General features: G+C 61.3%; 20 protein-coding genes. All 20 read left to right on the top strand.

Annotation, left to right across the window (positions count from 1 at the left end; all coding sequences use genetic code 11):
- Positions 1–16 precede the first annotated feature (16 nt).
- The 20 genes from cofC to ENJ54_10910 all read left to right on the top strand — a co-directional run bounded on the left by cofC (position 17) and on the right by ENJ54_10910 (position 22,375).
- On the top strand, positions 17–688 hold the full coding sequence (cofC, locus tag ENJ54_11005; protein ID HFC10361.1) for a 2-phospho-L-lactate guanylyltransferase: 672 nt from the start codon (positions 17–19) through the stop codon (positions 686–688).
- A gap of 42 nt (positions 689–730) precedes the next feature.
- Positions 731–1,294 carry a PaaI family thioesterase gene (locus ENJ54_11000; protein ID HFC10360.1) on the top strand — a complete coding sequence of 188 codons (564 nt, stop codon included), beginning with the start codon at positions 731–733 and terminating at the stop codon, positions 1,292–1,294.
- Between the two features lie 3 nt (positions 1,295–1,297).
- Positions 1,298–2,065, top strand: a complete 768-nt coding sequence (locus ENJ54_10995; GenBank protein ID HFC10359.1) for a hypothetical protein — start codon at positions 1,298–1,300, stop codon at positions 2,063–2,065.
- A 160-nt stretch (positions 2,066–2,225) separates the two neighbouring features.
- Positions 2,226–5,135 carry a 2Fe-2S iron-sulfur cluster binding domain-containing protein gene (locus tag ENJ54_10990; GenBank protein ID HFC10358.1) on the top strand — a complete coding sequence of 970 codons (2,910 nt, stop codon included), beginning with the start codon at positions 2,226–2,228 and terminating at the stop codon, positions 5,133–5,135.
- A 184-nt stretch (positions 5,136–5,319) separates the two neighbouring features.
- The gene (locus ENJ54_10985) at positions 5,320–6,666 is read left to right on the top strand and encodes a CBS domain-containing protein (GenBank protein HFC10357.1); all 1,347 of its coding nucleotides are present in this window, start codon (positions 5,320–5,322) and stop codon (positions 6,664–6,666) included.
- A gap of 62 nt (positions 6,667–6,728) precedes the next feature.
- Positions 6,729–8,141, top strand: a complete 1,413-nt coding sequence (locus ENJ54_10980; GenBank protein HFC10356.1) for a hypothetical protein — start codon at positions 6,729–6,731, stop codon at positions 8,139–8,141.
- A 57-nt stretch (positions 8,142–8,198) separates the two neighbouring features.
- Positions 8,199–8,834, top strand: a complete 636-nt coding sequence (locus ENJ54_10975) for a hypothetical protein (protein HFC10355.1) — start codon at positions 8,199–8,201, stop codon at positions 8,832–8,834.
- Positions 8,835–8,837: 3 nt separating this feature from the next.
- Positions 8,838–10,541, top strand: a complete 1,704-nt coding sequence (locus ENJ54_10970; protein HFC10354.1) for a hypothetical protein — start codon at positions 8,838–8,840, stop codon at positions 10,539–10,541.
- Positions 10,542–10,678: 137 nt separating this feature from the next.
- Complete coding sequence (locus ENJ54_10965) at positions 10,679–12,940, top strand: aldehyde oxidase (protein HFC10353.1); 2,262 nt, start codon at positions 10,679–10,681, stop codon at positions 12,938–12,940.
- 57 nt (positions 12,941–12,997) lie between these two features.
- Positions 12,998–13,840, top strand: a complete 843-nt coding sequence (locus tag ENJ54_10960) for an alpha/beta hydrolase (protein HFC10352.1) — start codon at positions 12,998–13,000, stop codon at positions 13,838–13,840.
- Between the two features lie 10 nt (positions 13,841–13,850).
- A complete protein-coding gene (locus ENJ54_10955) occupies positions 13,851–15,020 on the top strand; it encodes a hypothetical protein (protein HFC10351.1) in 1,170 nt (389 codons plus the stop codon).
- A gap of 107 nt (positions 15,021–15,127) precedes the next feature.
- Entirely contained in the window at positions 15,128–15,382 is a 255-nt protein-coding gene (locus ENJ54_10950; protein HFC10350.1) for a hypothetical protein, read from the top strand.
- Entirely contained in the window at positions 15,375–15,749 is a 375-nt protein-coding gene (locus tag ENJ54_10945) for an ArsR family transcriptional regulator (GenBank protein HFC10349.1), read from the top strand. The genes ENJ54_10950 and ENJ54_10945 overlap by 8 nt, the downstream gene beginning before the upstream one ends.
- 121 nt (positions 15,750–15,870) lie before the next feature.
- The gene (locus ENJ54_10940; GenBank protein ID HFC10348.1) at positions 15,871–16,251 is read left to right on the top strand and encodes a dinitrogenase iron-molybdenum cofactor biosynthesis protein; all 381 of its coding nucleotides are present in this window, start codon (positions 15,871–15,873) and stop codon (positions 16,249–16,251) included.
- A gap of 151 nt (positions 16,252–16,402) precedes the next feature.
- The gene (locus tag ENJ54_10935; GenBank protein HFC10347.1) at positions 16,403–17,176 is read left to right on the top strand and encodes a sulfite exporter TauE/SafE family protein; all 774 of its coding nucleotides are present in this window, start codon (positions 16,403–16,405) and stop codon (positions 17,174–17,176) included.
- Positions 17,177–17,417: 241 nt separating this feature from the next.
- The gene (locus tag ENJ54_10930) at positions 17,418–18,410 is read left to right on the top strand and encodes an arsenic resistance protein (GenBank protein ID HFC10346.1); all 993 of its coding nucleotides are present in this window, start codon (positions 17,418–17,420) and stop codon (positions 18,408–18,410) included.
- A 1-nt stretch (position 18,411) separates the two neighbouring features.
- Positions 18,412–19,299: a universal stress protein gene (locus tag ENJ54_10925; protein HFC10345.1), complete on the top strand. Its 888-nt coding sequence runs from the start codon at positions 18,412–18,414 to the stop codon at positions 19,297–19,299.
- 119 nt (positions 19,300–19,418) lie between these two features.
- Positions 19,419–19,706: a hypothetical protein gene (locus ENJ54_10920; protein HFC10344.1), complete on the top strand. Its 288-nt coding sequence runs from the start codon at positions 19,419–19,421 to the stop codon at positions 19,704–19,706.
- A gap of 14 nt (positions 19,707–19,720) precedes the next feature.
- Positions 19,721–20,158 (top strand): OsmC family peroxiredoxin, encoded by a 438-nt coding sequence (locus ENJ54_10915; protein HFC10343.1) that lies wholly within the window; start codon positions 19,721–19,723, stop codon positions 20,156–20,158.
- Positions 20,159–20,575: 417 nt separating this feature from the next.
- Positions 20,576–22,375 (top strand): SLC13 family permease, encoded by a 1,800-nt coding sequence (locus ENJ54_10910; protein HFC10342.1) that lies wholly within the window; start codon positions 20,576–20,578, stop codon positions 22,373–22,375.
- The last annotated feature ends 1 nt before the right edge of the window (position 22,376 follow it).

Here is a 22,376-nt window from a genome sequence, read left to right as displayed (position 1 = left end):
GTTCAAGGAGTAACCGTTGACCACCGTAGCCGTGGTTCCCGTCAAGCCGCTGCGGCGGGGTAAATCTCGCCTGGCGGATGTGCTCAGTGTGCAAGAGCGCACGCAACTCAACCGTTATCTGTTTACCCATACGCTGGAAGTGCTGCGGCAGGTGCCCGAAATTGAGCGGACGCTGGTCGTCAGCCGCGATAGTGCTGCATTAGCCCTGGCACGCGATTATGGCGCCCACACGCTACAAGAGCAGGGCAATTCGCAACTCAACCTTGCCCTCAAGCGTGCGACCATGCTGTTGCGCTCTTCGGCGGTGGCGACCATTTTGGTGTTGCCTGCCGATTTGCCGTTGCTCACCGTGGCCGACGTGAGCGCCTTGTTAGAAGCCCGCCCGCGCCCTAAAGGCGTGGCTTTGGCCCCCAACGCCAGCGGTACAGGCACCAATGGCCTTGCCCTCAGCCCCCTGGGGGCTATGGAATACGCCTATGGGCCGCGTTCCTTCCCCCGGCACCTGGCGCTGGCGCGAGAGGCGGGGCTTCCTGTGGCTGTGGTGGAGCGGGAAGGGCTGGCGCGCGACCTGGATTGGCCGCAGGATTTGCGCCTGGTGGCGCACGTCTTTCCCCATTTTGCCGCTCGGGCCCCGGTTGCCATCCCGCGGCCGGTGAAGCCCACGGCGGCGCGGTTTCCTACCGATTAGCGCCGAAGCCCTGGCACCAGATTCCTTTCCTTCGGAGGGTTTATGAAACCGCCTTTCGCTGCTGCTCACGGCAAGCCTGCCGGCCCCATTGTGCGCCCGGAACTGCGCGAGGTTCTGCAGCCCAATTCGCTGCATTGCTTTGTGTGTGGACTGGCGAACCCGTATAGCCTGAAGGCCTGTTTCTATCAGACCGGCGAGCAGGAGGTGACCGCCTGGTACACCATTCCGGAGCAGTATCAGAGCTACCCCGGCATGGCGCACGGCGGCATTGTGGCCTCGCTGCTGGATGAGGTGGTAGGGCGCTCGGTCATGGGCACTGATCCTGAGCACGCGCGTTTGCTCTTTACAGCCCGGTTGACGGTAAAATATCGTCAGCACGTGCCCGTGGGCGTGCCCCTTCGCTTTGTAGGGCGGGCGGTGAAAGACCGCGGGCGGGTTGTGACGGCCTGGGGTGGTGTCTTCCTGGCCGACGACGACCCCGAGAACGCCCTGCCCCTTGCCGAGGCCGAGAGCATGTTGCTCGCTGTGCCCGAAGAGGAACTTTCTCGAATGGATGCCGACGCGCTTGGCTGGAAAGTTTACCCTGATTGCACCCCTGAGGAGTGAACCATGCACCTGGAATACCATCGCCCCCAAACCCTTGAAGAAGCCCTCGCTTTGCTGGCGCGTGAAACCCCCTTCACCGTACCGCTGGCGGGTGGGGCTTTTCTGAATGCTCAGCAGCGTCCTCCCGCGCTGCCGCAGGAGGACGTCGCCGTCGTGGATTTGCAGGATCTCGGTCTGACGGGCATTACCCCTCGCGGCAACTTCGTTGACCTCGGCGCAACCACCCCGCTGCAGAACCTGCTGAAAGCTGATTTGCCGCAGGCCCTCCAAGAGGCTGCTCACCTGGAAACCCCCTATACGCGCCGTTTCCTGCAAACCGTTGCCGGAACGCTGGTGGCCGCGGACGGCATTTCGCCGTTTGCTGCTGCAATGATGGCGCTGGATGCCCGGCTGACGCTGGCCCCTGATGATGAGGCTTTGCCCCTGGGCGAACTTTACCCCGCCCGTTGGGAGCACTTGCGTGGCAAACTGATTACCAAAGTAACTGTTCCCTCAAATGCCAAACTTGCGCTGGAAACCGTTGCCCCCTCGCCGCTGGCCCGTCCCCTGCTGGTGGTGGCGGTGGCGCAATGGCCTTCGGGACGCACGCGCATTGTGCTCGGTGGCTGGGGCGACGCCCCCCACCTCGCGATGGATGGCCCCGATGCCAGCGGGGCAGAGCAGGCGGCCCGCAACGCGGCTTACGAAGCCACCGACTATCGCGCCAGCGCCGAATATCGCCGCGAGGTCGCTGTTGTCCTCGTCCGTCGCGCTTTGGCCTCGCTGGAGTAAGAAACCACAGATTACACCGATTCCACAGAAAAGCACGCGGCGCGTTATCTTGCCTCTTTGCGCTCTTGGCGTCATCTTGGCGACCTTGGCGTCCTGAAGATCTGCGCCATCTGCGTCATCTGCGGTTCGATTGTTGATGCGTTTATCAGGAGTTTTTACTATGGAAATTACCCTCAATGTCAATGGAAAGCAACATACCGTCGAAGTTTCGGCGAATACTTCCTTGCTCGACGCCCTGCGCGACCTGGGTTACACGAGCGTGAAACGCGGCTGCAACGATGGCACCTGCGGCGCCTGCAGCGTGTTGCTCGACGGCAAGCCGGTGTATTCCTGCTCGCTGCTTGCTGCTCAGGCGGTAGGCCACACCATCCAAACCGTCGATGCCCTGGGGGGGCAGGAAACCGGCTGGGATTTCAACCTTGATTTGCACCCCTTGCAAGAAGCCTTCGTAGAGGTTGGGGCAATTCAGTGTGGCTTCTGCACGCCTGCCATGTTGCTGACCGCCAAGCACCTGCTTGACGAAAACCCCGACCCCACCGAAAAAGAGGTGCGGGAAGCCCTTTCGGGCGTGGTGTGCCGCTGCACCGGCTACGAAAAGCCGGTCAAGGCGGTGCTGTTGGCCGCTGCCCGCATGCGCGGCGACGAAGAAAAGGCCCGCAAGTTTGCCGCCGAGGCCATGCCCGAAGTGTACGCTGTGCCCCAGGTGGAAAACTACCGCCGGGTGGGCAAACCCGAGCGCAAGGTCGATGCCCTCAAACTGGTGCAGGGCAAACCGGCCTTCACCGAAGATTTCGAGATGCCCGGCATGTTGATTGCCAAAGTGCTGCGCTCGCCGGTGGCGCATGCCCGCATCAAGCGCATCGATACCAGCAAGGCCAAGGCGCTGCCTGGCGTGCATGCGGTGCTCACCTGGAAGGACATCCCGCGCGTGGTTTATGCCACTGCCGGGCAGTCCGACCCCATCCCCGGCCCGCTCGACACCTTCTCGTTAGACAACAAAGTGCGCTTCGTGGGCGACCGTGTGGCTTTCGTGGCTGCAGAAACCGAGGAAATCGCCGAACAGGCCTTGAAACTCATCGAAGTGGAATACGAAGAACTGCCCGCCATTGTGGACCCCGAAGACGCGCTCAAAGAAGACGCCCCCATCATCCACGACGAGCCGGAATATGTCAATTTTGGCGAATCGGACCCCAGCAAGAACGTCGCCGCGCGCATCCGCATTGACATTGGCGATGTGGAAAAGGGCTTCAAAGAGGCGGATTTCATCTTCGAAGGCGAGTATGAAGTGCCGCGCGCCCATCAGGCTTACACCGAGCCGCATGTTGCTATCACCTATTGGGATGAGAACGACCGCCTGGTGATTCGCACCAGCACCCAGGTGCCTTTCCACGTGCGGCGGCAACTGGCGCCGGTGCTCAACCTGCCCATCAAGAAAATCCGCGTCGTCAAGCCGCGCATTGGCGGCGGCTTTGGCGGCAAGCAGGAAGTGTTGGTGGAAGACGTGCCTGCCCACCTCACCATTGTGACGGGGCGGCCGGTGAAATACGTTTACACCGACGAAGAGGAATTTACCGCGGCTCGCCCGCGCCATGCCATGAAGATTCGCCTCAAGACCGGTGTGAAGAAGGATGGCACCATCACCGCCAACGAAATGTACGCGCTTTCCAACACCGGCGCTTACGGCGGCCACGCGCTTACCGTGGCTGGCAACACCGGCCACAAGGCCATGGCGCTCTACGTCGGCGATGGTGAATATCGCAAGCACCCCAACATCCGCTTTTACGCCGATACGGTTTACACCAACACGGTGCCCTCGGGGGCCTATCGTGGCTACGGCGCGACGCAGGGCTTCTTCGCGGTGGAACGCCACATGGAGAAAATTGCCCACGCGCTGGGTATGGACCCCATCGAGTTCCGCTTGAAGAACGCCATTCGTCCCGGCGAGTACCATCCCTTCAGCCTCGCGTGGAACGAAGGGCGGGAACCCAGCCCTGAAACCATCGAAACCAACGCACTGGCCGAGGCCGTGGCTAAGGCCAGGGAAGCCGTCAAGTGGGATGAGAAATACAACAACCCCGAATGGCAGCAAGTACCCGGCAAGCCGCACCTGCGACGGGGCATTGGTCTGGCCTTGCTGATGCAGGGCACGGCCATCGCCAAACTGGACATGGGCGGCGCGTTCATCAAGATGAACGAGGATGGCTCGTTCAACATGATGGTGGGCGCGGCCGACCTGGGCACCGGTTCCGACACCGTGCTCGCGCAAATGGCTGCCGAGGTGTTGGGTGTGCCGCTGGACGACATCATTGTGGTTTCCGGCGATACCGACTTCACCCCCTTCGACAAAGGCGCTTACGCCTCCAGCACCACCTATGTCAGCGGCGCGGCAGCGACCAAAGCGGCAGAACAGGTGGCCGAGCGCATCCGCGCCCGCGCTGCCGCCATGCTCAACGCCCGCGGCGACGGCCCTGAGGTTTCCCCCGACGACATCGTACTGGCCGACCGCAAAGCCACTGCGCCTGATGGCCGCAGCGTGACGTTTGCCGAAATTGGCTTCAACAGCATTCACCATGAAAATCAGGAGCAGATCATGGGCGCGGCTTCGTTCATGGCGCCGGCCTCTCCGCCGCCGTTTGCGGTGCAGGTGGCCGAAGTGACCGTGGACGCGGAAACCGGCCAGGTGTGGGTCGATGCTCTGACCACTGTGGCCGATGCGGGCGTGGTCATCAACCCGCTGACCGCCTCGGGGCAGGTGGAAGGCGGCGTCAACCAGGGGCTGGGTTACGGCATTGTCGAAGAGATGCCCTATACCCCCGAAGGCCAGCCCCTGGTGCGCTCGTTCCGCGATTACCATGTGCCGCTGGCGCCCGAAATGCCGCGGCTGAAGACCATTTTCGTGGAAACCTTCGAGGCCACGCACCCCTTTGGTGTGAAATCGGTTTCGGAATACCCGCTCAATGGCGTGGCCCCGGCAGTCGCGAACGCGGTTTACAACGCGCTGGGCGCTTCGGTCGAAAGCGGTCCGGTCACGCCCGAGAAGGTGTGGCGGGCGAAGAAAGCCCAGAAGTAAGGTTGGCAAGCCGTTGCCTTCAACCTGCCAGGTCTTGTGGGCCTGGCAGGTTTTTTTGCTTTGTGAAAGACTTCCCGTGGTAGAATTTCTGTGGCTGCCCTCGTCCGGTGGCTTCCGGCGGGCGCGGGGCGTTTCTGTCACGGTGAATGGCCGCGCTTTTCTCCCTGTTTTGCCGAGGTGACCGATGAAAAAAGGCACCCTTTACGTTGTGGGCCACGTCAATCCCGATACCGACTCCATTGCGTCGGCTGTGGGGTATGCGTGGCTGTTGAGCGAGCGCGATGGGTTGAATGCTGTCGCGGCGCGCGCAGGTTCCCTCAACCCCCAAACCACCTGGGCGCTGGACCGTCTGGGCCTCAAACCACCCAAACTGCTCACCGATGCCTCGCCGCGCTTTTCGGCGGTTTCCCGCCGCATGGATACGGTGACCCCCACGCAGCCTTTGCGCGATGCCTGGGCCATTGCCAACCGCACGGGTGGCGTCGCACCTGTGGTCAACGAAGACGGCACGCCCTATGGCCTGATTACCGGCCTCAGCCTGTTCGACTTTTTGGGGCGTCTGGTCGGCCCACGGCCCGACGGCAGCGGGCAGCAAATTGCCGATTTCCTCACCCGCCCTGCAGCCGAAGCGTGCGATACCAGCGTGCCCCGTTTCCGCGCCGATACTCACATTCGTGACGCCCTCAACCGGATTTTGCGCGAAGAGCACAACTTCTTCCTGGTGGTGGATGACAAAGGGCGCTATCATGGTGTTTGCCGCCAGCGCGATTTGCTCAACCCGCCGCGCCTGCGCATTGTGCTGGTGGACCACAACGAGCCTTCGCAGGCCATTGGCGCGCTGGAAGAAGCCGAATTGCTGGAGGTGCTCGACCACCACCGGTTGGGTAACCCGCATACCAAGGCCCCCATTCGCTTCACGGTGGATGTGGTGGGCAGCACGAGCACGCTGGTTTCTGAGCGCATTGCCGAGGCGGGTTTGAGCGCACCGCCGGAAATCGCCGGCCTGCTGCTGGCGGGGCTGCTTTCCGACACTTTGATTTTGACCTCGCCTACCACCACCGAGCGCGACCGTCAGGCCGCGGAACGCCTGGCGCGCTGGACGTTCATCATGGGCAGCCCGCTGGAAGGCGAAACTGTCCAGTCGTTTGGCGAGGCGCTGCTTGATGCCGGGGCGGGGCTTTCCAGCCGCTCTGCCGATGAAGTGGTTTCCACCGATTTGAAGATGTACGAGGCCGGTGGTTTCCATTTCGCCATTGCTCAGGCTGAAGTCACCAGTTTGGTGCAATTGGATGAGCACCTGAAGGCCATCAGCGAAGCGTTGGAGCGGTTGCGCACCAGCCGGGGGCTGGATTTTGCTATTCTGATGGTCACCGATGTGGTGCGCGGCTCCAGCCGACTGGTGCTGGCCAACCCGCCCGAGGTGCTCAACGATATGCCTTATCCGCGCCTTCCCGACGGCACCCGCATGGCCGAGGGCGTGGTTTCGCGCAAGAAACAGTTGTTGCCCGTGGTGTTAGGGTTGCTGGAGTAGCGCCCCTCAACACTTGACACTGGAACACCTGACACTGGAACATCTGACACGGAGTTGCCCCCATGTGGAAAACTTACATCCTCGCCGCCAATCTTGAAGACGCGCTGCAAGCCCTTGCCGAGCACGGCGAGCGGGCGCGTATCGTGGCGGGCGCAACCGACTTGATGCTGGAATTGCAGCGGAAAGTGCGCCCCAACGTGGACGTTTTGATCGACGTCACCCGCATCCCCGGGCTGAACGAAATTGTGCTGAAAGATGGTTGGGTGCACATTGGCCCCACGGTGCTGCACAGCCAGGCCGAGGTTTCGCCGCTGTTGCGGCAATATGGCTTCCCCCTGGCGCAGGCCAGTTTTGGGGTAGGGTCACCGCAGATCCGCAACCGCGGCACCATCGCGGGGAATCTGGTCACGGCTTCTCCGGCCAACGACACGATTGTGCCGCTCATGGCGTTAGGCGCGCAGGTCACGCTGCGTTCCGTGCGCGGCGAGCGCACCGTGCCGCTGAGCGAGTTTTACACCGGTGTGCGTCGCACGGTGATGGCGCCCGATGAAATGCTGACCGATATTGCCTTCCCGGCGATGCAGCCCAATCAGCGCGGCGTTTTCCTCAAAATGGGTTTGCGGAAGGCACAGGTGATTTCGGTGGTGAGCGCGGCGGCAGTGCTCGCGCTGGAAGGCGAGGTGGTGCAAGAGGCGAAGATTACCCTTGGCGCGGTGGCCCCGACGATCATCCGCGCCCCCGAGGCTGAAGCCTTTTTGCGGGGCAAGCGGCTGGATGAGGCTACTGTCGCCGAGGCGGCACGGTTGGCGGCTGAGGCCGCCCGCCCCATCGACGATTTGCGCGCTTCCGCGGCTTACCGCCGCCGCATGGTGGCTGTGCTGGTCAAGCGTGCTTTGCAGCGCCTGGCCGAGGGGCGCGAGGCCGAAGACTTCCCTGAAAAGCCGCCGCTACTGTGGGGCAAAACCCGCCCTCAACCCAAACCGCTGCCCGAAACCGTGGTGCTCACCGAAGATACGCCCATCCGCCTGCGGGTGAATGGGCGCGAAGTGAGCCTGGAAGGCGGTTTCCGCAAGAGCCTGCTGCGGTTGCTGCGCGAAGAAGTGGGCTTTACCGGCCCGAAAGAGGCGTGCGCCGAGGGCGAGTGTGGCGCGTGCGAGGTGTTTTTAGATGGCGTGGCAACGCTCAGTTGCCTGGTGCCTGCGCCGGCGGCGTATGGCCGGGAAGTGGTGACCGTCGAGGGGCTTGCCCAGGATGGCAAATTGCACGCGGTGCAGCAGGCGTTTGTGGAAGCCGGCGCGGTGCAATGCGGTTTCTGCACGCCTGGCTTTGTGATGACTACCGTGAAGTTGCTGGAGGAGCATCCGCATCCCGACCGGGAAACCATTCAGCACGCGCTGAGCGGCAACCTGTGCCGCTGCACGGGCTATTACAAGATTGTGCGCGCGGTGGAAAAAGCCGCCCAGGATGCTTCGTAACGCCCGCCGCGGTTTCCCTCGCGAGCGTTTCGGCTTTTGAGAGCAGAGGAGGCAAGCATGGGCATGTACCGCCCGTCGGGCGACCGTCCGGAACTTCCTTCGTTTTCCAGGCGCACGCGTGGCCCCGCGGCCTGGGGAGGCATTGGCTGCGTGATGGCTGTGTTGCTGCCCGTGTTGGCCTATTTTGCCGCCCTTCTGACGCTGGAATACAACGCTCAGTACCACTGGTTTGCCGTGCCCCCTGATTTGGCTGCCCGCCCTCACGGCCTGCCGGTTTCGTGGGCTATTCTTATTCTCACGGTGGGGTATGCGGTGCTCTTTTACGGTTTGTATTCGGCGCTCTATGCCCTGATGTACCGCGCTGCCGGCATTACCCCTTACACGGCGCTGGATATTGAGCGCCCGCAGCGTCGCCGCAAGCGGATTTCTCAGCGGCAGATCAGCGCATGGGGTGGGGCGGTGGTGTTTTTGCTGGCGCTGGTGGGGGGCATTGCTCTGGTGCGGATGGATCTGACGCACGGCTGGGTGCCCATTCCTCCGGCGTGGCGTGTGCCCGGCCCGGTGCCTTACGCGGGTGTGTATGTGTTTGGTGTGCTGGCGCTGTGGGCGGTGTTGTGGTCGCTGTGGGGCGTGGTGCAGGGCCTGATTTCGTGGTCGATGAACGCCCGCCGACGGGATGAGGAGGAATGGTAGCCCATGGAACGCACGGTGCCGCGCACGGCTTCGGAAGAGATTGAACTTTATCTGCGAACGTATTACTCCCTGCTCCGCAGCACGGACGAAGTGCCGGTGCGTGCGCTGGAAGAAGTGCACCAGCGCACGAATTCCCTCTTGCACCCCCACGCGGGAGAACCGGCGCCTGACCTGAACGCCTTCATTTACGGCATTTTGCGCTTGCCGGCGTGCATTGTGCAGGCGCGGCGGGTGTTGTTGGGGCAGAGCCGTCAGGTGTTTTTACGCCACGGGGTGGGCGATGTGGAAACCTGGGAGACGGTGGCAGCACGCGCCCGTCGGCGTCGCTGTTTTTGGGATGGCGAAAAAACCCTGGCCTGTTATATCGCCAGCCGGTCCGATATTGACGACGTCGTGCCCATGTTGACGGCTTACCAGATTGAATGGAACAAACTTCACGCGCTGTTGCAGGAAGCCCCCCCCGATTTGCTGGAAGGTCAGACCGAGGATCACGCGCTGGCCGAGGCGCTGCGCATGAGCGTGGACGACTTGCAGCGTTTGCGGCAGGTGTGGGGCGAGGCTTTTTTGCCCAACCTGCGGCTGGCGCGCCAGCATAAGCGGCGCTTTTTCGTGCAGTTGTTGAGCGGCTCGCTCAATGAATATCGTCGGGCAACCTACGCCTGGTGGGACCGGGTGGAAGAGCACGCCCCTGATGTGCTTTCCCGACCGGTGTATTTTGTTTCCAGCAACCCGCACAGCCTGCCGAATTTGCTTTCCGGCTATGCGCTGCGCCATGCGAAAACCCTGCTGACTTTTGTCGAGGCTTCGGGTGACCCACTCTTGCAGCACGAGTGGGAAGCCATTCAGCGGGGCGCGATGCCTTCCAGCCGGGAGAATTTCCTCTACTACGTCCTCAAGAAATATCAGCACACCCCCGAAGGACGCCACACCCGCGCGGGCCAACTGGCGCATGAAGCGTCGCTGGGCATTGCCCGCATTCCCTCGGAGCATAGTTTTGACCTCGAAGCCCAGGTCGTGGAAATCTGCCGGTTGAAGCCGCAGTTTGTGGACCCGCGGCTGCGTGACCTGCCGTGGGATGTGCTTGCAGAGAGCGACGCGTTCATTCTCAACATCGACTATCCCTTGGGGCTGGCGGCTTATCATGTGCTTTCCCAGGTGGCTGAGCGGGTGGGTGAAGTGCGCGGGGTGTATATCATGGGCAAGGCCGCGACGCTCAACGGCGCGATTGGCGACGTGATGATCCCCAACGTGGTGCACGACGAGCACTCCCGCAACACTTACCTTTTCCCCAACGCGTTCAGCGCCCACGATGTCAGCCCTTACCTGGTTTACGGCACGGTGCTCGACAACCAGAAAGCCGTCACGGTACGGGGTACTTTTTTGCAAACTGCGGGTTACATGGGCGTTTTCTACCGTGAAGGTTACACCGACATTGAAATGGAAGCCGGGCCTTATCTCTCGGCTGTTTACGAAATGGTGCGCCCAAAACGCTATCCGCGCGACGAAATCGTGCATTTTTCGGCTGAGCGGATGCCCTTCGACCTGGGCATTATCCATTACGCTTCGGATACGCCTCTGAGCAAAGGCAAAAACCTGGGCGCAGGCAGCCTTTCGTATTATGGCATGGACCCGACGTATGCGTCGGCGATTGCCATTTTGCGGCGGCTGTTGAGTCGCGAAGCGGAGCGAATCGCGAAGCGCCAATGAGCGATGGAGGATTTGCGCTCCCCAGTGACCTCCGTTCCCCCAATCCCCCAATCCCCCCAATCCCCCAATCCCTCCAATTACCTTCCTTACCTCCCTCCACCCCTCGAACCTCATCCTCACTCTTTCGGAGGTTTTCCATGAACACCCTCGGTCAATCCCTGCGCCGCATTGATGCCACTGATAAAGTGACCGGCAGGGCGCTCTTCCCTGCCGACATTGACCTGCCCAACATGGCTTACATGAAAATTCTGTTCGCCGGAAGGCCCCACGCGCGCATCGTGAGCATTGATACCTCTGCCGCGGAGGCGCTGCCCGGCGTGTTGGGCGTGTTCACCGCCAAAGATGTGCCCAACAACGAATACGGCTTGATGGAACCCGACCAGCCGGTGCTCTGCGGGCCTGGCTCTAACAAGCCTTACGCCGACAGGGTGCGCTTTGTGGGCGACCAGGTCGCGGTAGTGGTGGCCGAAACCGAGGAAATCGCGGCCCGCGCCCGCGACCTCATCCGGGTGGAATACGAAGACCTGCCAGTCGTGACCGACCCGCGGGAAGCCATGCAGCCCGATGCCCCGCTGGTGCACCCCGAACTCGGCACCAACATCTTTACCCACGACCGCATCCGCAAGGGCGATGTGGAAGCCGCCTTCGCCCAGGCCGACGTCATTGTGGAAGGCGAATACCACACGCCGCCCCAGGAGCACGCTTACCTGCAGCCGGAAGCAGGCGTGGCATTCATCGACGAGGAAGGCCGCATTGCGGTGTACGTCGCCGGGCAGTGGACGCATGAAGACCGCGAGCAGATTGCCCACGCGCTGCAATTGCCCGAAGAGCAAATCCGCGTGATTTACCCGGCCATTGGCGGCGCGTTCGGCGGACGGGAGGATATGTCGGTGCAGATCGTGCTCGCCTTAGCCGTTTGGCGGCTGCACCAGCGCGGCATCGACCGCCCTGTCAAAATCATCTGGAGCCGCGAAGAATCCATCATTGGCCACCACAAACGCCACCAGTATTTCATGCGTGCCAAATGGGGCGCGACCAAAGAGGGCAAGGTCATTGCTGCACAGGTGGAACTGATTGCCGACGGCGGCGCGTACTGGTACACCAGCAACAAGGTGCTGGGCAACGCCGTCATCACCTGCACCGGCCCCTACGAAATCCCGAATGTGTGGGTGGACGGCTACGCGGTTTACACCAACAACGTGCCGGGCGGCGCGTTCCGCGGCTTCGGCGGGCCGCAGGGTAACTTCGTGGCCGAAATGCAGATGAACAAACTCGCCGAAGCCCTGGGCATGGACCCGGTGGAACTTCGGTTGCGCAATGTGCTGCGGGAAGGCAGCCTGATGTCGGTGGGCACGCCGGTGCCGCCGGGCGTGAGCATCGCTCAGGTCATTGAGGAGACCGCCAAGGCCGCTGGCTGGCGCAAGGAGCCGCAGGGCTGGTATCGCCCCGAAGATGCGGACGACACGGCCTGGCCCCGCTGGGGCGGTCTTCCGAAGCCGCACATTAAGCGCGGCATTGGCTTTGCCGCGGGCTTCAAGAACGTTGGCTTTTCTTTCGGCTTCCCCGAGAACAGTTGGGCGAAGGTGGAACTGACCGGCGATGACGAAATCGAGCACGCGGTGGTGTCCATCGCGGGGGCGGAAGTGGGCCAGGGGCACCACACCGCCATGCTGCAAATTGCCGCCGAAACCCTGGGCATTGCCCCCGAAAAGGTGGAAATGCGCGTCTCCGACACCGCCTTCACCGAAAATTCAGGCAGCGCGTCGGCTTCCCGCCTGACTTTCATGGCCGGGCACGCGGTCAAGGGCGCGGCCGAGCGGGCGCTGTGGCGCTGGCGGGCGGGCGAGCGGCCGGTTTCGGTGGAATTCGTTTACAAAGCCCCGCCGACCACGCCGTTCGACGAAGCCACTGGCTTTGCTGAACCGAATTTTGCTTATGGCTACGTGGCCGCGGCGGTGGCGCTGGAAGTGGACACCGAGACCGGCGAGGTGCGGGTGCTCGATGTCATTCTGGGCAACGACGTTGGCCGGGCGGTCAACCCCAAGCAGGTGGAAGGCCAGATCGAGGGCGGCGTGGTGCAGGCGCTGGGCTGGACGCTGGTCGAAAACTTCATCCAGAAAGATGGCTATGTTGTGACCGACCGCCTCTCGACCTACCTCATTCCCTCGGTCAAGGATATTCCCCCGCGTATTCGCCCCCTGATTTTGGAATTCCCCGACCCGCGCGGGCCGTATGGCGCGCGCGGCATGGGCGAAATGCCCTTCCTGCCGATTGCCTCCGCGGTGATGCATGCCATGCGTCAGGCGGTGGGTGTGTGGTATCACGACTTCCCGCTCACAGGCGAGCGGGTGCTCACCGGCCTGGAAACCCGCCAACCAGGTAACTCTGTAACCACGTAACCAGGCAACCATGTAACCATGTAACCAATTCACCCTTCCCTCTCCGGCGGTGCGAGCATGTCCCCTGCTTCCGAAGGCCGCTGGGCAACGTTGCCCGCGGGCAAAACCTGGTATCAACTGGCTGGCCCTGAAAGCGGGCCGCCGGTGGTGTTGATTCATGGCTTCTCGGTGCCTTCCTGTGTGTGGGATGGCACGTTCGAGCATCTGGCCGAAGCCGGTTTTCGCGTTCTGCGCTACGACCTCTATGGCCGTGGCCGCTCGGCGCGCCCGGAAAGCCCCCAGGATTGTGACTATGGCCTGGAATGCTATGTCCGGCAATTGCATGCCTTGGTTGAGGCTATCCCTTTGCGGCAGCCGCTGGGCATTGTGGGGCTTTCCATGGGCGGGCCCATTGCGGCAGCCTTTGCCGGCCGTTACCCCCAGCGCACCCGCGCGGTGGCGCTGATTGACCCCGTCGTGGCAGGCGTGCCGATGGATTGGAAAGCGCGCTTGCTGGCGCTGCCGGGGGTGGGGGAGTGGGTCTTGTGTTTCAAGGGGCGTCAGGTGCTCAGCGAGGGCCTGCGGCACGATTTCTACCGCCCTGAGCGGATGCCTTCCAGCCTGCCCGCCATCTATCGGGCGTTCATGGATGAGGGCTTTTTCCGCGCCATTCACCGCAGCGTGCGGATGGGCATGTTGGGCACTCACGAAGAGGCCTTCCTGGCTTTAGGCCGGGCTTTGGTGCCCGTGCTGGCATTGTGGGGTGAGCACGACGCCACCGTGCCGCCTCAACAGGCCGAGGTGCTGCGGATGCTGGTGCCGCACGTGACCGTAGAGCAGATTCCCGAAGCAGGGCACCTGCCCCATATTGAGCAACCTGAGCGGGTGCACCCGCTGTTGAGCCGTTTTCTGGCCCCGTAGGAGGAAGACAATGTCGTACCGTTATGTCGTTTTGGGGGCCGGTCGCCAGGGCACGGCGGCCGGTTACGATTTTGCCCTGCACGGCGAGGCTGCCCAGGTGGTGATGGCCGACGCCGATTGGGCACAGGCCGAGCGCAGCGCCGCCCGCATCAACACCTTAGTGGGGCGCGAGGTGGCCGTCCCCGCGGTGGTGGACGCTGCCGACCAGGCCGCCCTCCGCCGCCTGCTGGAACCTGCCGACGGCGTGCTCAGCGCGGTGCCCTATTTCTTCAACCTGGGCGTCACGCAGGCGGCCATCGCCAGCCGCACCCACATGACCGATATCGGCGGCCATACCCAAACCGTCTTTGCCCAGTTGGCGCTGGACGAGCAGGCACGGCAGGCGGGCATCAGCATCGTGCCCGATTGCGGCATGGGGCCTGGCCTGATCAACACCATCGGCGCGTACCTTGTAGAGGCTTTCGACGAACCGAGAGAGGTGCGCATTTACGACGGCGGCCTGCCCCAGCACCCCGAACCGCCGTGGAACTATGCCCTTACCTTCCACATCAACGGCCTGACCAACGAATACGACGGCACGACGACGCTGCTCATCGACGGCAAACTGACCGAGGTCGAAGGGTTGACCCAATACGAGCGGCTGGAAATTCCCCCATTGGGCGAACTGGAAGCCTTCATCACCACCGGCGGCGCTTCCACCGCGCCGTGGACTTTCCAGGGGCGTTTGCAGACCTACATCAACAAGACCTTGCGCTATCCGGGGCATTACGAGTGGTTTTTAGCCTACAAAACCCTGGGCTTGTTTTCGGAAACCCCCATGCAGGTGAGCGATTGCACCCTGAAGCCGCGGGATTTCTACCATGCGCTGCTGGCGCCGAAAATCACTGCGCCGGAGGGCTTGCGCGACCTGGCTGTCATCCACGCCATTGGCCGCGGCAGGCGCGGCGGGCAGGAAGCCGAAGTGGTGGTGGACGTGCTGGATTATTATGACGAAGCCACCGGCTTCCGGGCGATGGAACGCCTGACAGGGTGGCATGCTTCGGCCATGCTGATTGCGCAGGTGCACGGCGAAGTGCGTCCGGGCGCGGTGCCGCAGGAAACGGCAGTGCCACCGGCGAGTGTGCTCGATGCCCTGCGCGACCGGGGCATTGCGATCAAAGTGGTGCCTTTGGATAAGTGAGGGGGGAACTGGCCTTCCTGAGGAGCAGTTAACATGCGCTCTGTGGTTGTAAAAACCTTGACGCCTTTTCCGTGCCGCGATAACATTCCAAAAGTGGAATGAATAAGATGGCAACCTTGCATGTCAGACTTTATGGTGTTCCCGCATGTCGCCGCTACCAGCGTTTGCGGGAGCGGCTTTTGGAAGCAGCGCTGACCACCGTAGCGCAACTCGTGGTTGAAGAAATCAACGATGTTTCGTCCCTTGCTCGCTTCAACCCGCTCACGTTGCCGCGACTGGAAGTCAACGGACGAGTAGTGGCCTCTCGCAACGCTCCAACCGTGGCTGCGTTGCGGCGGATTTTTGAAACCCACAATGACTGAACGCTTTTCTGTTTCTCCTCCTCCCATGAAAGTGCACGGGCGTGCAGTCAAACTCGCCCGCCTGCTGGGGAACCCTGTGCGCCTGCGCATCCTGCTTGCTCTGCGGGAAAGCCCGCGCTGTGTGCGCGATTTGATGGAAATTACAGGGCGCTCGCAGGCGAATGTTTCCCAGCATCTGATGGTGCTCCGTGCCGCCGACCTGGTACGTACGACCAAAGATGGGACGCGAGTAATTTACCACCTGCGTTGCCGCCGGGTGGCCGAACTGCTGGATGCCCTTGCCGACACTGCTGCTGCGCTGGATGCGTTGGATGGCATGGAAGGCATGTCGCGCAAGCCCTGCGGCCCGCGCAAGTGCGATTGGTAGGGAGCCACAGATTCCGCAGATTTTTTGCTGACGACAAGCAAATCGGTGTTAATCTGCGAAATCTGCGGTTTTTTCTGCGTTTATACCATTCCGGTTTTGGAATGAATTTTCAGGAGGTACCATGAAAATCGCCGTGACATCCGAAACCCCGCAAGGGCTGGAGAGCATGATCAGCCATCACTTCGGGCGTTGCCCGTACTACACCATCGTTACTGTGGAAAACGGCGCAATTGCGTCTGTTCAGGCTATCCCCAACCCGGGGGCAGGCGGGCACAGCCCGGGCGAACTGCCTGCACTCATCAAACAACTGGGCGTGGACGTCTTGCTCACCGGCGGGATGGGGCCGCGCGCGGTGGACTTTTTCACCCGCTACGGCATTGAGGTTGTCACCGGCGCGCAGGGCACCGTGCACTCGGCGGTGGAAGCCTACCTCGCCGGACGCCTGCGCGGCTACACTCCCTGCAAAGATCACGGCAAAGACAAGGGGCATCACCACGAGTAGACGCTCCTTAATTGCGACCACCAACACCAACAGATGTTGAAGTGAGGCTTCACCAATTCCTTTTCTGTGTTTTTGGTGGGCTTCTGTGCTTCCTGTGTTTCATTTTTCTCAGACTGAAAAATACCTTTCTCAATAAGGAGGATAGCGTGCCATGACGATGCAAGCGCTCATTATGCTGCTGGTCAAAGGTCTTATCACCGGCCTCATCGTGGGCACCGTGACGGCGTCCATCCGCTCGTGGGTGGACCGCTTCTTCCTCGTCATTTTGCTGGTTAATCTGATGGGCTTGCCCATCCACGAAGCCATCACTGTGAACCTGGTTGTACTCAGCGTCGCCGCGCTGCTGCTTTCGCTGGAGCAAACCGATGTGCTGACCTCGGTGCGTGAGGATTGGGCGCTCATCATCATTTCCAGCGGCATCGGCGCGCTGCTGGGGCGGTTGTTGGAATTCGCGCTTTCCGACATCGCCCTGCTGGTGTTGCTGGGTATTTACGCAATCCTGGTCGGCGTGCGGTTGCTGTTCGTGAAGCCCGTGCCCGAGCGCGAAGACCCTGCTCATCCTGCGTGGCTTGCGCCAGTATCGTTTGGTGGCGGTTTCCTTACCGGCCTGCTTTCCGCTGGCGGCAAACCCTTCACAGTGCCAATTTACAACTGGGCGTTGGGGCATCACCCCAAACGGGCTTACGCGTTGGGTTCCTTGGGGGTGGTAACTGCCGCGTGGGCGGCCATCCTTGCCCAGATCGCGATGGGCAAATTCTTTACGCCGATGGAATTGAGTTTGGGCGCGTATGAGTTCATCGTCATCAGCCTGACGGCGCTGTTCGTGCGCCGTTATTGGACACCGAAACTCAACCGCATCATCAGCCTGCTCGTAGCACCCATTCTCATCGTGATAGGTGTTCAATACCTGATGCTCTTACGCTAACAACTACAGCCCTCGCCAATGAGCGTAGATGCTACACCGTGCGTGGTTTTCAAGGATATTTCCAATGCGTTGCCTTGTGCTCGAATCCCTGTCACACGGCTGCCTCTGTAACCTCGGCGGCTGGATCAAACGCTCACCTCCAGGTTTCGCAAAGCCCCAACGCCCCAATTTCCCAATCACCTGACCCTTAAACCTGGAGGCCCCTATGTTGAAGAAAATTCAGGAACACCTGAAAAAATACATGCTGTGGTACGTCACCGTGGCCATTGCCGTGGGGTGGGTGCTGGGCTATCTCAACGCGCCTTTCACCAAAGCCCATGCCCCCACGCTAAAAACCCTCATCACCGTCATCGTCTTCCTGATGATTTACCCGATGATGGTCAACATTCGTTTGGAAGCCCTGGTGGAAGCAGCGCGCAACCTCAAAGGGCTGGGGCTGACTCTGCTCTACAATTTCCTCTGGGCGCCGCTGTTCGGCTTCCTGATGAGCAAAGCCTTTTTGCACGACCCGCAGGTGGGCTTCGGCTTCCTGCTGGTGATGGTCGTACCCTGTTCCAGTATGAGCATCGGCTATACCGGCCTGGCCGGCGGCAACCTGGAACTCTCCACGGTGGCCGTGGCGACCAGTTTCGTCGCTGCCATTGCCGCCATCCCGTTCTGGTTGGGCATCCTCGGCGGGTCGTTCCACGTCCCTGTGCCGATGGGGCTGCTGATGCACGCCATCCTCACCGTGCTGATTTTGCCGATGGTGCTGGGCTACCTGACCCGCCTGGGGCTGATTCGCACCCTGGGCGAAAAGGGCTTCCGCAAAATTGCCCCGCTGTTCCCCAGCATCACCCTGGTGAGCATGTTCCTCATCATCTTCATGATTTTCTTCATGAAGGCGGGCATTTTGGTGAAGAAGTGGCAGCTGATGGTATGGCTGATTGTACCCAACCTGCTGTTCGTCACGGTCACTTTGGCCGTCATCACATGGCTTGACCGGAAAAGCGGCCTGAGTTATGAAGATCACATGGGCATTGTGTTTGCCAGCACCGGCAAAAACAACGGCACGGCCATCGCGCTGGCTACGGCGGCTTTCTCGCCGCTGGTCGCCATCCCGGCGGCCACATTGCCCATCTTCCAGATTGTCTTCCTCATCGGCTACCTGAAACTGGAACCGTGGGTGCGGCGCTATTTTGGCGCCGTGACCAAAGAGGAAGCCGCCCGCGCTTTGGCCGCGAAGGAGGCTTGAAATGTTCAGGCGCATCTTGTTCGCTACCGACTTTTCGCCCCACGCCGAAATGGCAAAGAAGGTCGCCGCCGACCTCGCCAAGGGCAACAGCGGCAAGCACCTTTGGGTGCTGACCGTGCTGGAGCCGATTGAAGAGCCGCTTTGGGCAACGGAAGAACCAGCGGGCGTTTCCGAGGAAGCATGGGAGGCTTTGCAGAAGAAGGAAACCAGAGAGCTGGAAGCCGAAAAGCGCGCCCACCTGCACCAAGACATCGCCGACCTGCGCAATTTGGGTGTAGCCGTGACCGAAATGGTGCGCGAAGGAGACCCCGCGGAGGAAATCGTTGCCGCGGCGCAAGAGGTGGAAGCCGATGTCATCGTCATGGGCTCGCACAGCAACCGCTCCATCTGGGACGTGGTGCTGGGCAGCGTGACCGAACACGTCATCAAGCACGCCCCCTGCCCCGTGATTGCAGTTTCCCACACGCCCGAGCAAGCCGCCAACGGCAAGGAAGGGCCCATCCTGCTGGTGACCGACTTCTCGCCCGCCTCGGAAAAAGCCATCCACGTAGCGGCTTCGCTGGCAAAAGAACAGAAGACCAAACTCATCGTGCTGAGCGTGGTCGGCCGCGGTCTTGGGATGCGCGCCGCCCAGCCAGCCCTTGCCAACTTGGTAGAAGAACTGCGCGGGCAAGGGCTGGAGGTGGAAGGGCTCATTCGCAAAGGTCGCCGCGGGCAAATTTACCCGCCCATCGTGCAGACCGCCGAAGAACGCCACGCCAAAATGATCGTCATGGGCTCCCACAGCCGCCTGACGATTTACGATGTGGTTTTGGGCTACGTGGCGGAGAATGTCAGCAAACACGCCCCCTGCCCCGTGCTGATCGTCTCCGACCACAGCGTGGAGTAAAATCACGGCGTGAATCTGTGGAATCTGTGGGTGAAAAACCACAGATTCCACAGATTAGCGCAGATTTTTCTGCGAAATCTGCGTAATCTGCGGTTTCCCTTTGATGAGGTTCAAGCCCCATGAGCACAGAGCAATTCCCCCACCGCATCGTCATCCTTCCGGCGCGGCGCTGCCGTCGCAGCCGCAAAATCATGCAATACCTGGACGAGCGCGGCATCCCCTACACCCGCATTCCGCTGGAAACCGACGAGGGCGTTGCCATCGCGCAGCGCTACAACATGCGCGCCTCGCCCGGCATTCTGGTGGACGGCGTGAGCCACAACCCCTTTGAAATTTTAGACCCCGACCGCTGCCGCGTGGATGAAGAAAAAGCCCGCGCCCTGTTTGGACCTCATCGCGGGCAGTAACGATTTGAGGTGCCATGAGCGTCAAAACCAATTTCAAGAACCAAACCCAACACTACGCCGTGACCGTGGCGCGCAACGATGCCGTGAGCGCCACGGCGCATGTTCGCGAGCACACCTTCACCGTGAGCATTCAGCGCGGCGGCGGGGAAGCCGGCCCCAACGCTGCCGAAACCCTGCTCAGCGCCCTGGGCACGTGCCTGCTCACCAATGTGCAGACCCTTGCCAAGAAAATGCGCATTGAATTAAAAGACGCCCGCGTGAAGGTGGAAGGAACCCGCCGCAATGTGCCGCCCGGCCTGGTAGAAATACGCTATACTCTTTACCTTGAAAGCGACGCGCCGCCCGAGAAACTTCGCTACCTGCACGAAAAAGCCGCCGAGTGGGGCACCGTCACCAACACCCTCGCCAACGGTGTGCCGCTTGAGGGCAAGGTAGAAATATGCCAGTTTTGAAAGTAACTGTTCAGCCATTGGAAAACAGGCCGCGGATGAACGCGGATAATTACAGATGAGCACGGATTTTAGGACGCCAAGGGCACCAAGATGACGCCAAGGGCGCCAAGAAACGGAAGTGAGCATTGGGCTTTTCAGCATTTTTTGCCCAATTAGCCCCAATCTGTGCTCATCTGTGAAATCTGTGGATGTTTTTTCTGCGGAATCTGCAAAATCTGCGGTTTTTCTTGACTGAGGCTGAATAGATACAAACAAAGAACACAAAGAGGAATCGTCAATTTGGCACGGTGGGTTTCTCACGGATTGACGAGGTGACGCTTCACGAATTACCCAATTTCTGTGTTTTCTGTGGCGCTTCTGTGCTTTCTGTGGTTTCTCACTGAAGCCAAATAGACACCCTTTTCCGCGAGGCTTGCCATGCAGATCCTCATTTTCTCCCTCATCATTCTGGTGACCATGGCGCTGTTGCTCACCGAAGCGTTGCGCCCGGAAATCATTGGCCTGGGCGTGCTCTTTGCTCTGGGCGCGACCGGGCTGGTTTCCTGGAAAGAAGCCTTTGCAGGCTTCAGCAGCAACGCTGTGATGGCAATGTTTGGCCTGTTCATCATCGGCGGCGCGTTGCAGCGCAGCGGGGCGGCGGGCTGGCTTGGCGACAAACTGGTTGGCCTTGCCAAAGGGAACGAATCGGCGCTGATTGCCATTGTGATGGGCACAGCGGCGGCCCTTTCGGCCATTATGGTCAACATCGGCACCGCTGCGGTGCTACTGCCCGCGGTGATGAGCGCCAGCCGCAAGACCAAAATTTCGCCCTCGCGGCTGGTTTTTCCCTTGGGCATGGGTACCATCATCGGTGGCATGGTGACGCTCATCGGCGCAACGCCCACCATCATCATGAACGAATTTCTGGGCTCGGCTGCCCTGCCGCAGTTCAAGATTTTTGAACAGGCCCCGCTGATTCTCCCCGGCGTGGTGTTGGCCATTGTGTTGATGGTGGCGCTCAAAAACGTCCTGTTGCCCCAGCGCCAGCCGGAATATGAGGACATTTTGCAGAAGAGCGATGCCCTCATCCGCGCTTACCTGCTGGATAGGGTGCTCCATGAGGCCGTGGTGCGTGCCGATTCGCCGCTGGCGGGGTTGAGCCTGCAGGAATGCGGCCTGCGCGCCCGCCATGGTGTTTATGTCATCGGCATTCGCCGCGGCGAAGACTTTTTGCCGCCGCCCACCGCCGAAACGGTGCTTCAGGCGGGCGACCGCTTGCTTTTGCGGGGCGATGATCAGGCTGTGCAATCCGCTGCGGTTGCCTGTGGGTTGGAAATTCTCCCCGAAGTGGAAGCCTTCCCGCCCAACCTGCTCCGCGAAGGCTTCCAGATGGCCGAGGTGACGCTTGCCCCGCGGGCATGGCTGCAGGGCAAAACTGTTGCCGAAACCGATTTCTTCAACCGCTACGGCTTGCGCATTTTTGCCATTGACCACAAGGGCAAGCCCCTGCACCACCACCTTGCCGGGCACAAACTGGAATTCGGCGATACGCTGCTGGTGCATGGACGCGCCGACCGCATTGCCGCGCTGGAAGAGGACGACAACTTCATCGTGCTGGAAAAAACCACCCTGGAAGAAGCCGGAAACACGCTTTCCGTGTTCAAGGCCACGGTGACGGCGGTGGTCACGGTGCTGGCGCTGGCTGCGGTGGGTTTCCACCTTTTGCCGTTGGGCGCGGCTTCGGTGGGCGGGGCCACGCTGCTGCTTCTGCTCGGCGTGCTGACGATGGAAGAAGCCTACCACGCCATTTCGTGGAAGGTGCTCATTTTCATCAGCGGTATGTTGCCGTTGGGCGCGGCCATGGTGCACAGCGGCACCTCGGAAGCCGTGGGGCACCTGCTGGGTGGTTTCCTCGGCGGGCACAGCGCGTTTTGGCTTTATTTGCTCATTGCCGTGGTCGCCGCGGTGGTGGGGCATCTGACTTCTAACGTCACCGCAGCAGTCGTGACGATTCCCCTGGCAATTCAAACGGCAGCCCACATTGGCGCTGACCCGCGGGCCGCGGCGGTAGTGGCGGCGTTGGGGGCTTCCAACGTTTTCAGTTCGCCCACCTATCAGGTCAACGTCTTCCTCATGGGCCCGGGCGAATACAAGCCGATGGATTTCGTGAAAAAGGGTGCGTTGTTTACCGTGCTGGTCATTCTGACGACTGCTCTTGGCGCGTACCTGGGGCTGTGAT

The sequence above is a fragment of the Chloroflexota bacterium genome, assembly GCA_011322445.1.
GTDB lineage: Bacteria > Chloroflexota > Anaerolineae > Anaerolineales > DRMV01 > DRMV01.
Note: the sequence above shows the minus strand (reverse complement) of the source record. Positions and strands in the feature narration are given on the sequence as shown.

Excerpts from the sequence above, each read along its gene's own strand:
- ENJ54_11000 (HFC10360.1), top strand. The coding sequence starts at position 731 with ATGAAACCGCCTTTCGCTGCTGCTCACGGCAAGCCTGCCGGCCCCATT.
- ENJ54_10995 (HFC10359.1), top strand. The coding sequence starts at position 1,298 with ATGCACCTGGAATACCATCGCCCCCAAACCCTTGAAGAAGCCCTCGCT.
- ENJ54_10990 (HFC10358.1), top strand. The coding sequence starts at position 2,226 with ATGGAAATTACCCTCAATGTCAATGGAAAGCAACATACCGTCGAAGTT.
- ENJ54_10985 (HFC10357.1), top strand. The coding sequence starts at position 5,320 with ATGAAAAAAGGCACCCTTTACGTTGTGGGCCACGTCAATCCCGATACC.
- ENJ54_10980 (HFC10356.1), top strand. The coding sequence starts at position 6,729 with ATGTGGAAAACTTACATCCTCGCCGCCAATCTTGAAGACGCGCTGCAA.
- ENJ54_10975 (HFC10355.1), top strand. The coding sequence starts at position 8,199 with ATGGGCATGTACCGCCCGTCGGGCGACCGTCCGGAACTTCCTTCGTTT.
- ENJ54_10970 (HFC10354.1), top strand. The coding sequence starts at position 8,838 with ATGGAACGCACGGTGCCGCGCACGGCTTCGGAAGAGATTGAACTTTAT.
- ENJ54_10965 (HFC10353.1), top strand. The coding sequence starts at position 10,679 with ATGAACACCCTCGGTCAATCCCTGCGCCGCATTGATGCCACTGATAAA.
- ENJ54_10960 (HFC10352.1), top strand. The coding sequence starts at position 12,998 with ATGTCCCCTGCTTCCGAAGGCCGCTGGGCAACGTTGCCCGCGGGCAAA.
- ENJ54_10955 (HFC10351.1), top strand. The coding sequence starts at position 13,851 with ATGTCGTACCGTTATGTCGTTTTGGGGGCCGGTCGCCAGGGCACGGCG.
- ENJ54_10950 (HFC10350.1), top strand. The coding sequence starts at position 15,128 with ATGGCAACCTTGCATGTCAGACTTTATGGTGTTCCCGCATGTCGCCGC.
- ENJ54_10945 (HFC10349.1), top strand. The coding sequence starts at position 15,375 with ATGACTGAACGCTTTTCTGTTTCTCCTCCTCCCATGAAAGTGCACGGG.
- ENJ54_10940 (HFC10348.1), top strand. The coding sequence starts at position 15,871 with ATGAAAATCGCCGTGACATCCGAAACCCCGCAAGGGCTGGAGAGCATG.
- ENJ54_10935 (HFC10347.1), top strand. The coding sequence starts at position 16,403 with ATGACGATGCAAGCGCTCATTATGCTGCTGGTCAAAGGTCTTATCACC.
- ENJ54_10930 (HFC10346.1), top strand. The coding sequence starts at position 17,418 with ATGCTGTGGTACGTCACCGTGGCCATTGCCGTGGGGTGGGTGCTGGGC.
- ENJ54_10925 (HFC10345.1), top strand. The coding sequence starts at position 18,412 with ATGTTCAGGCGCATCTTGTTCGCTACCGACTTTTCGCCCCACGCCGAA.
- ENJ54_10920 (HFC10344.1), top strand. The coding sequence starts at position 19,419 with ATGAGCACAGAGCAATTCCCCCACCGCATCGTCATCCTTCCGGCGCGG.
- ENJ54_10915 (HFC10343.1), top strand. The coding sequence starts at position 19,721 with ATGAGCGTCAAAACCAATTTCAAGAACCAAACCCAACACTACGCCGTG.
- ENJ54_10910 (HFC10342.1), top strand. The coding sequence starts at position 20,576 with ATGCAGATCCTCATTTTCTCCCTCATCATTCTGGTGACCATGGCGCTG.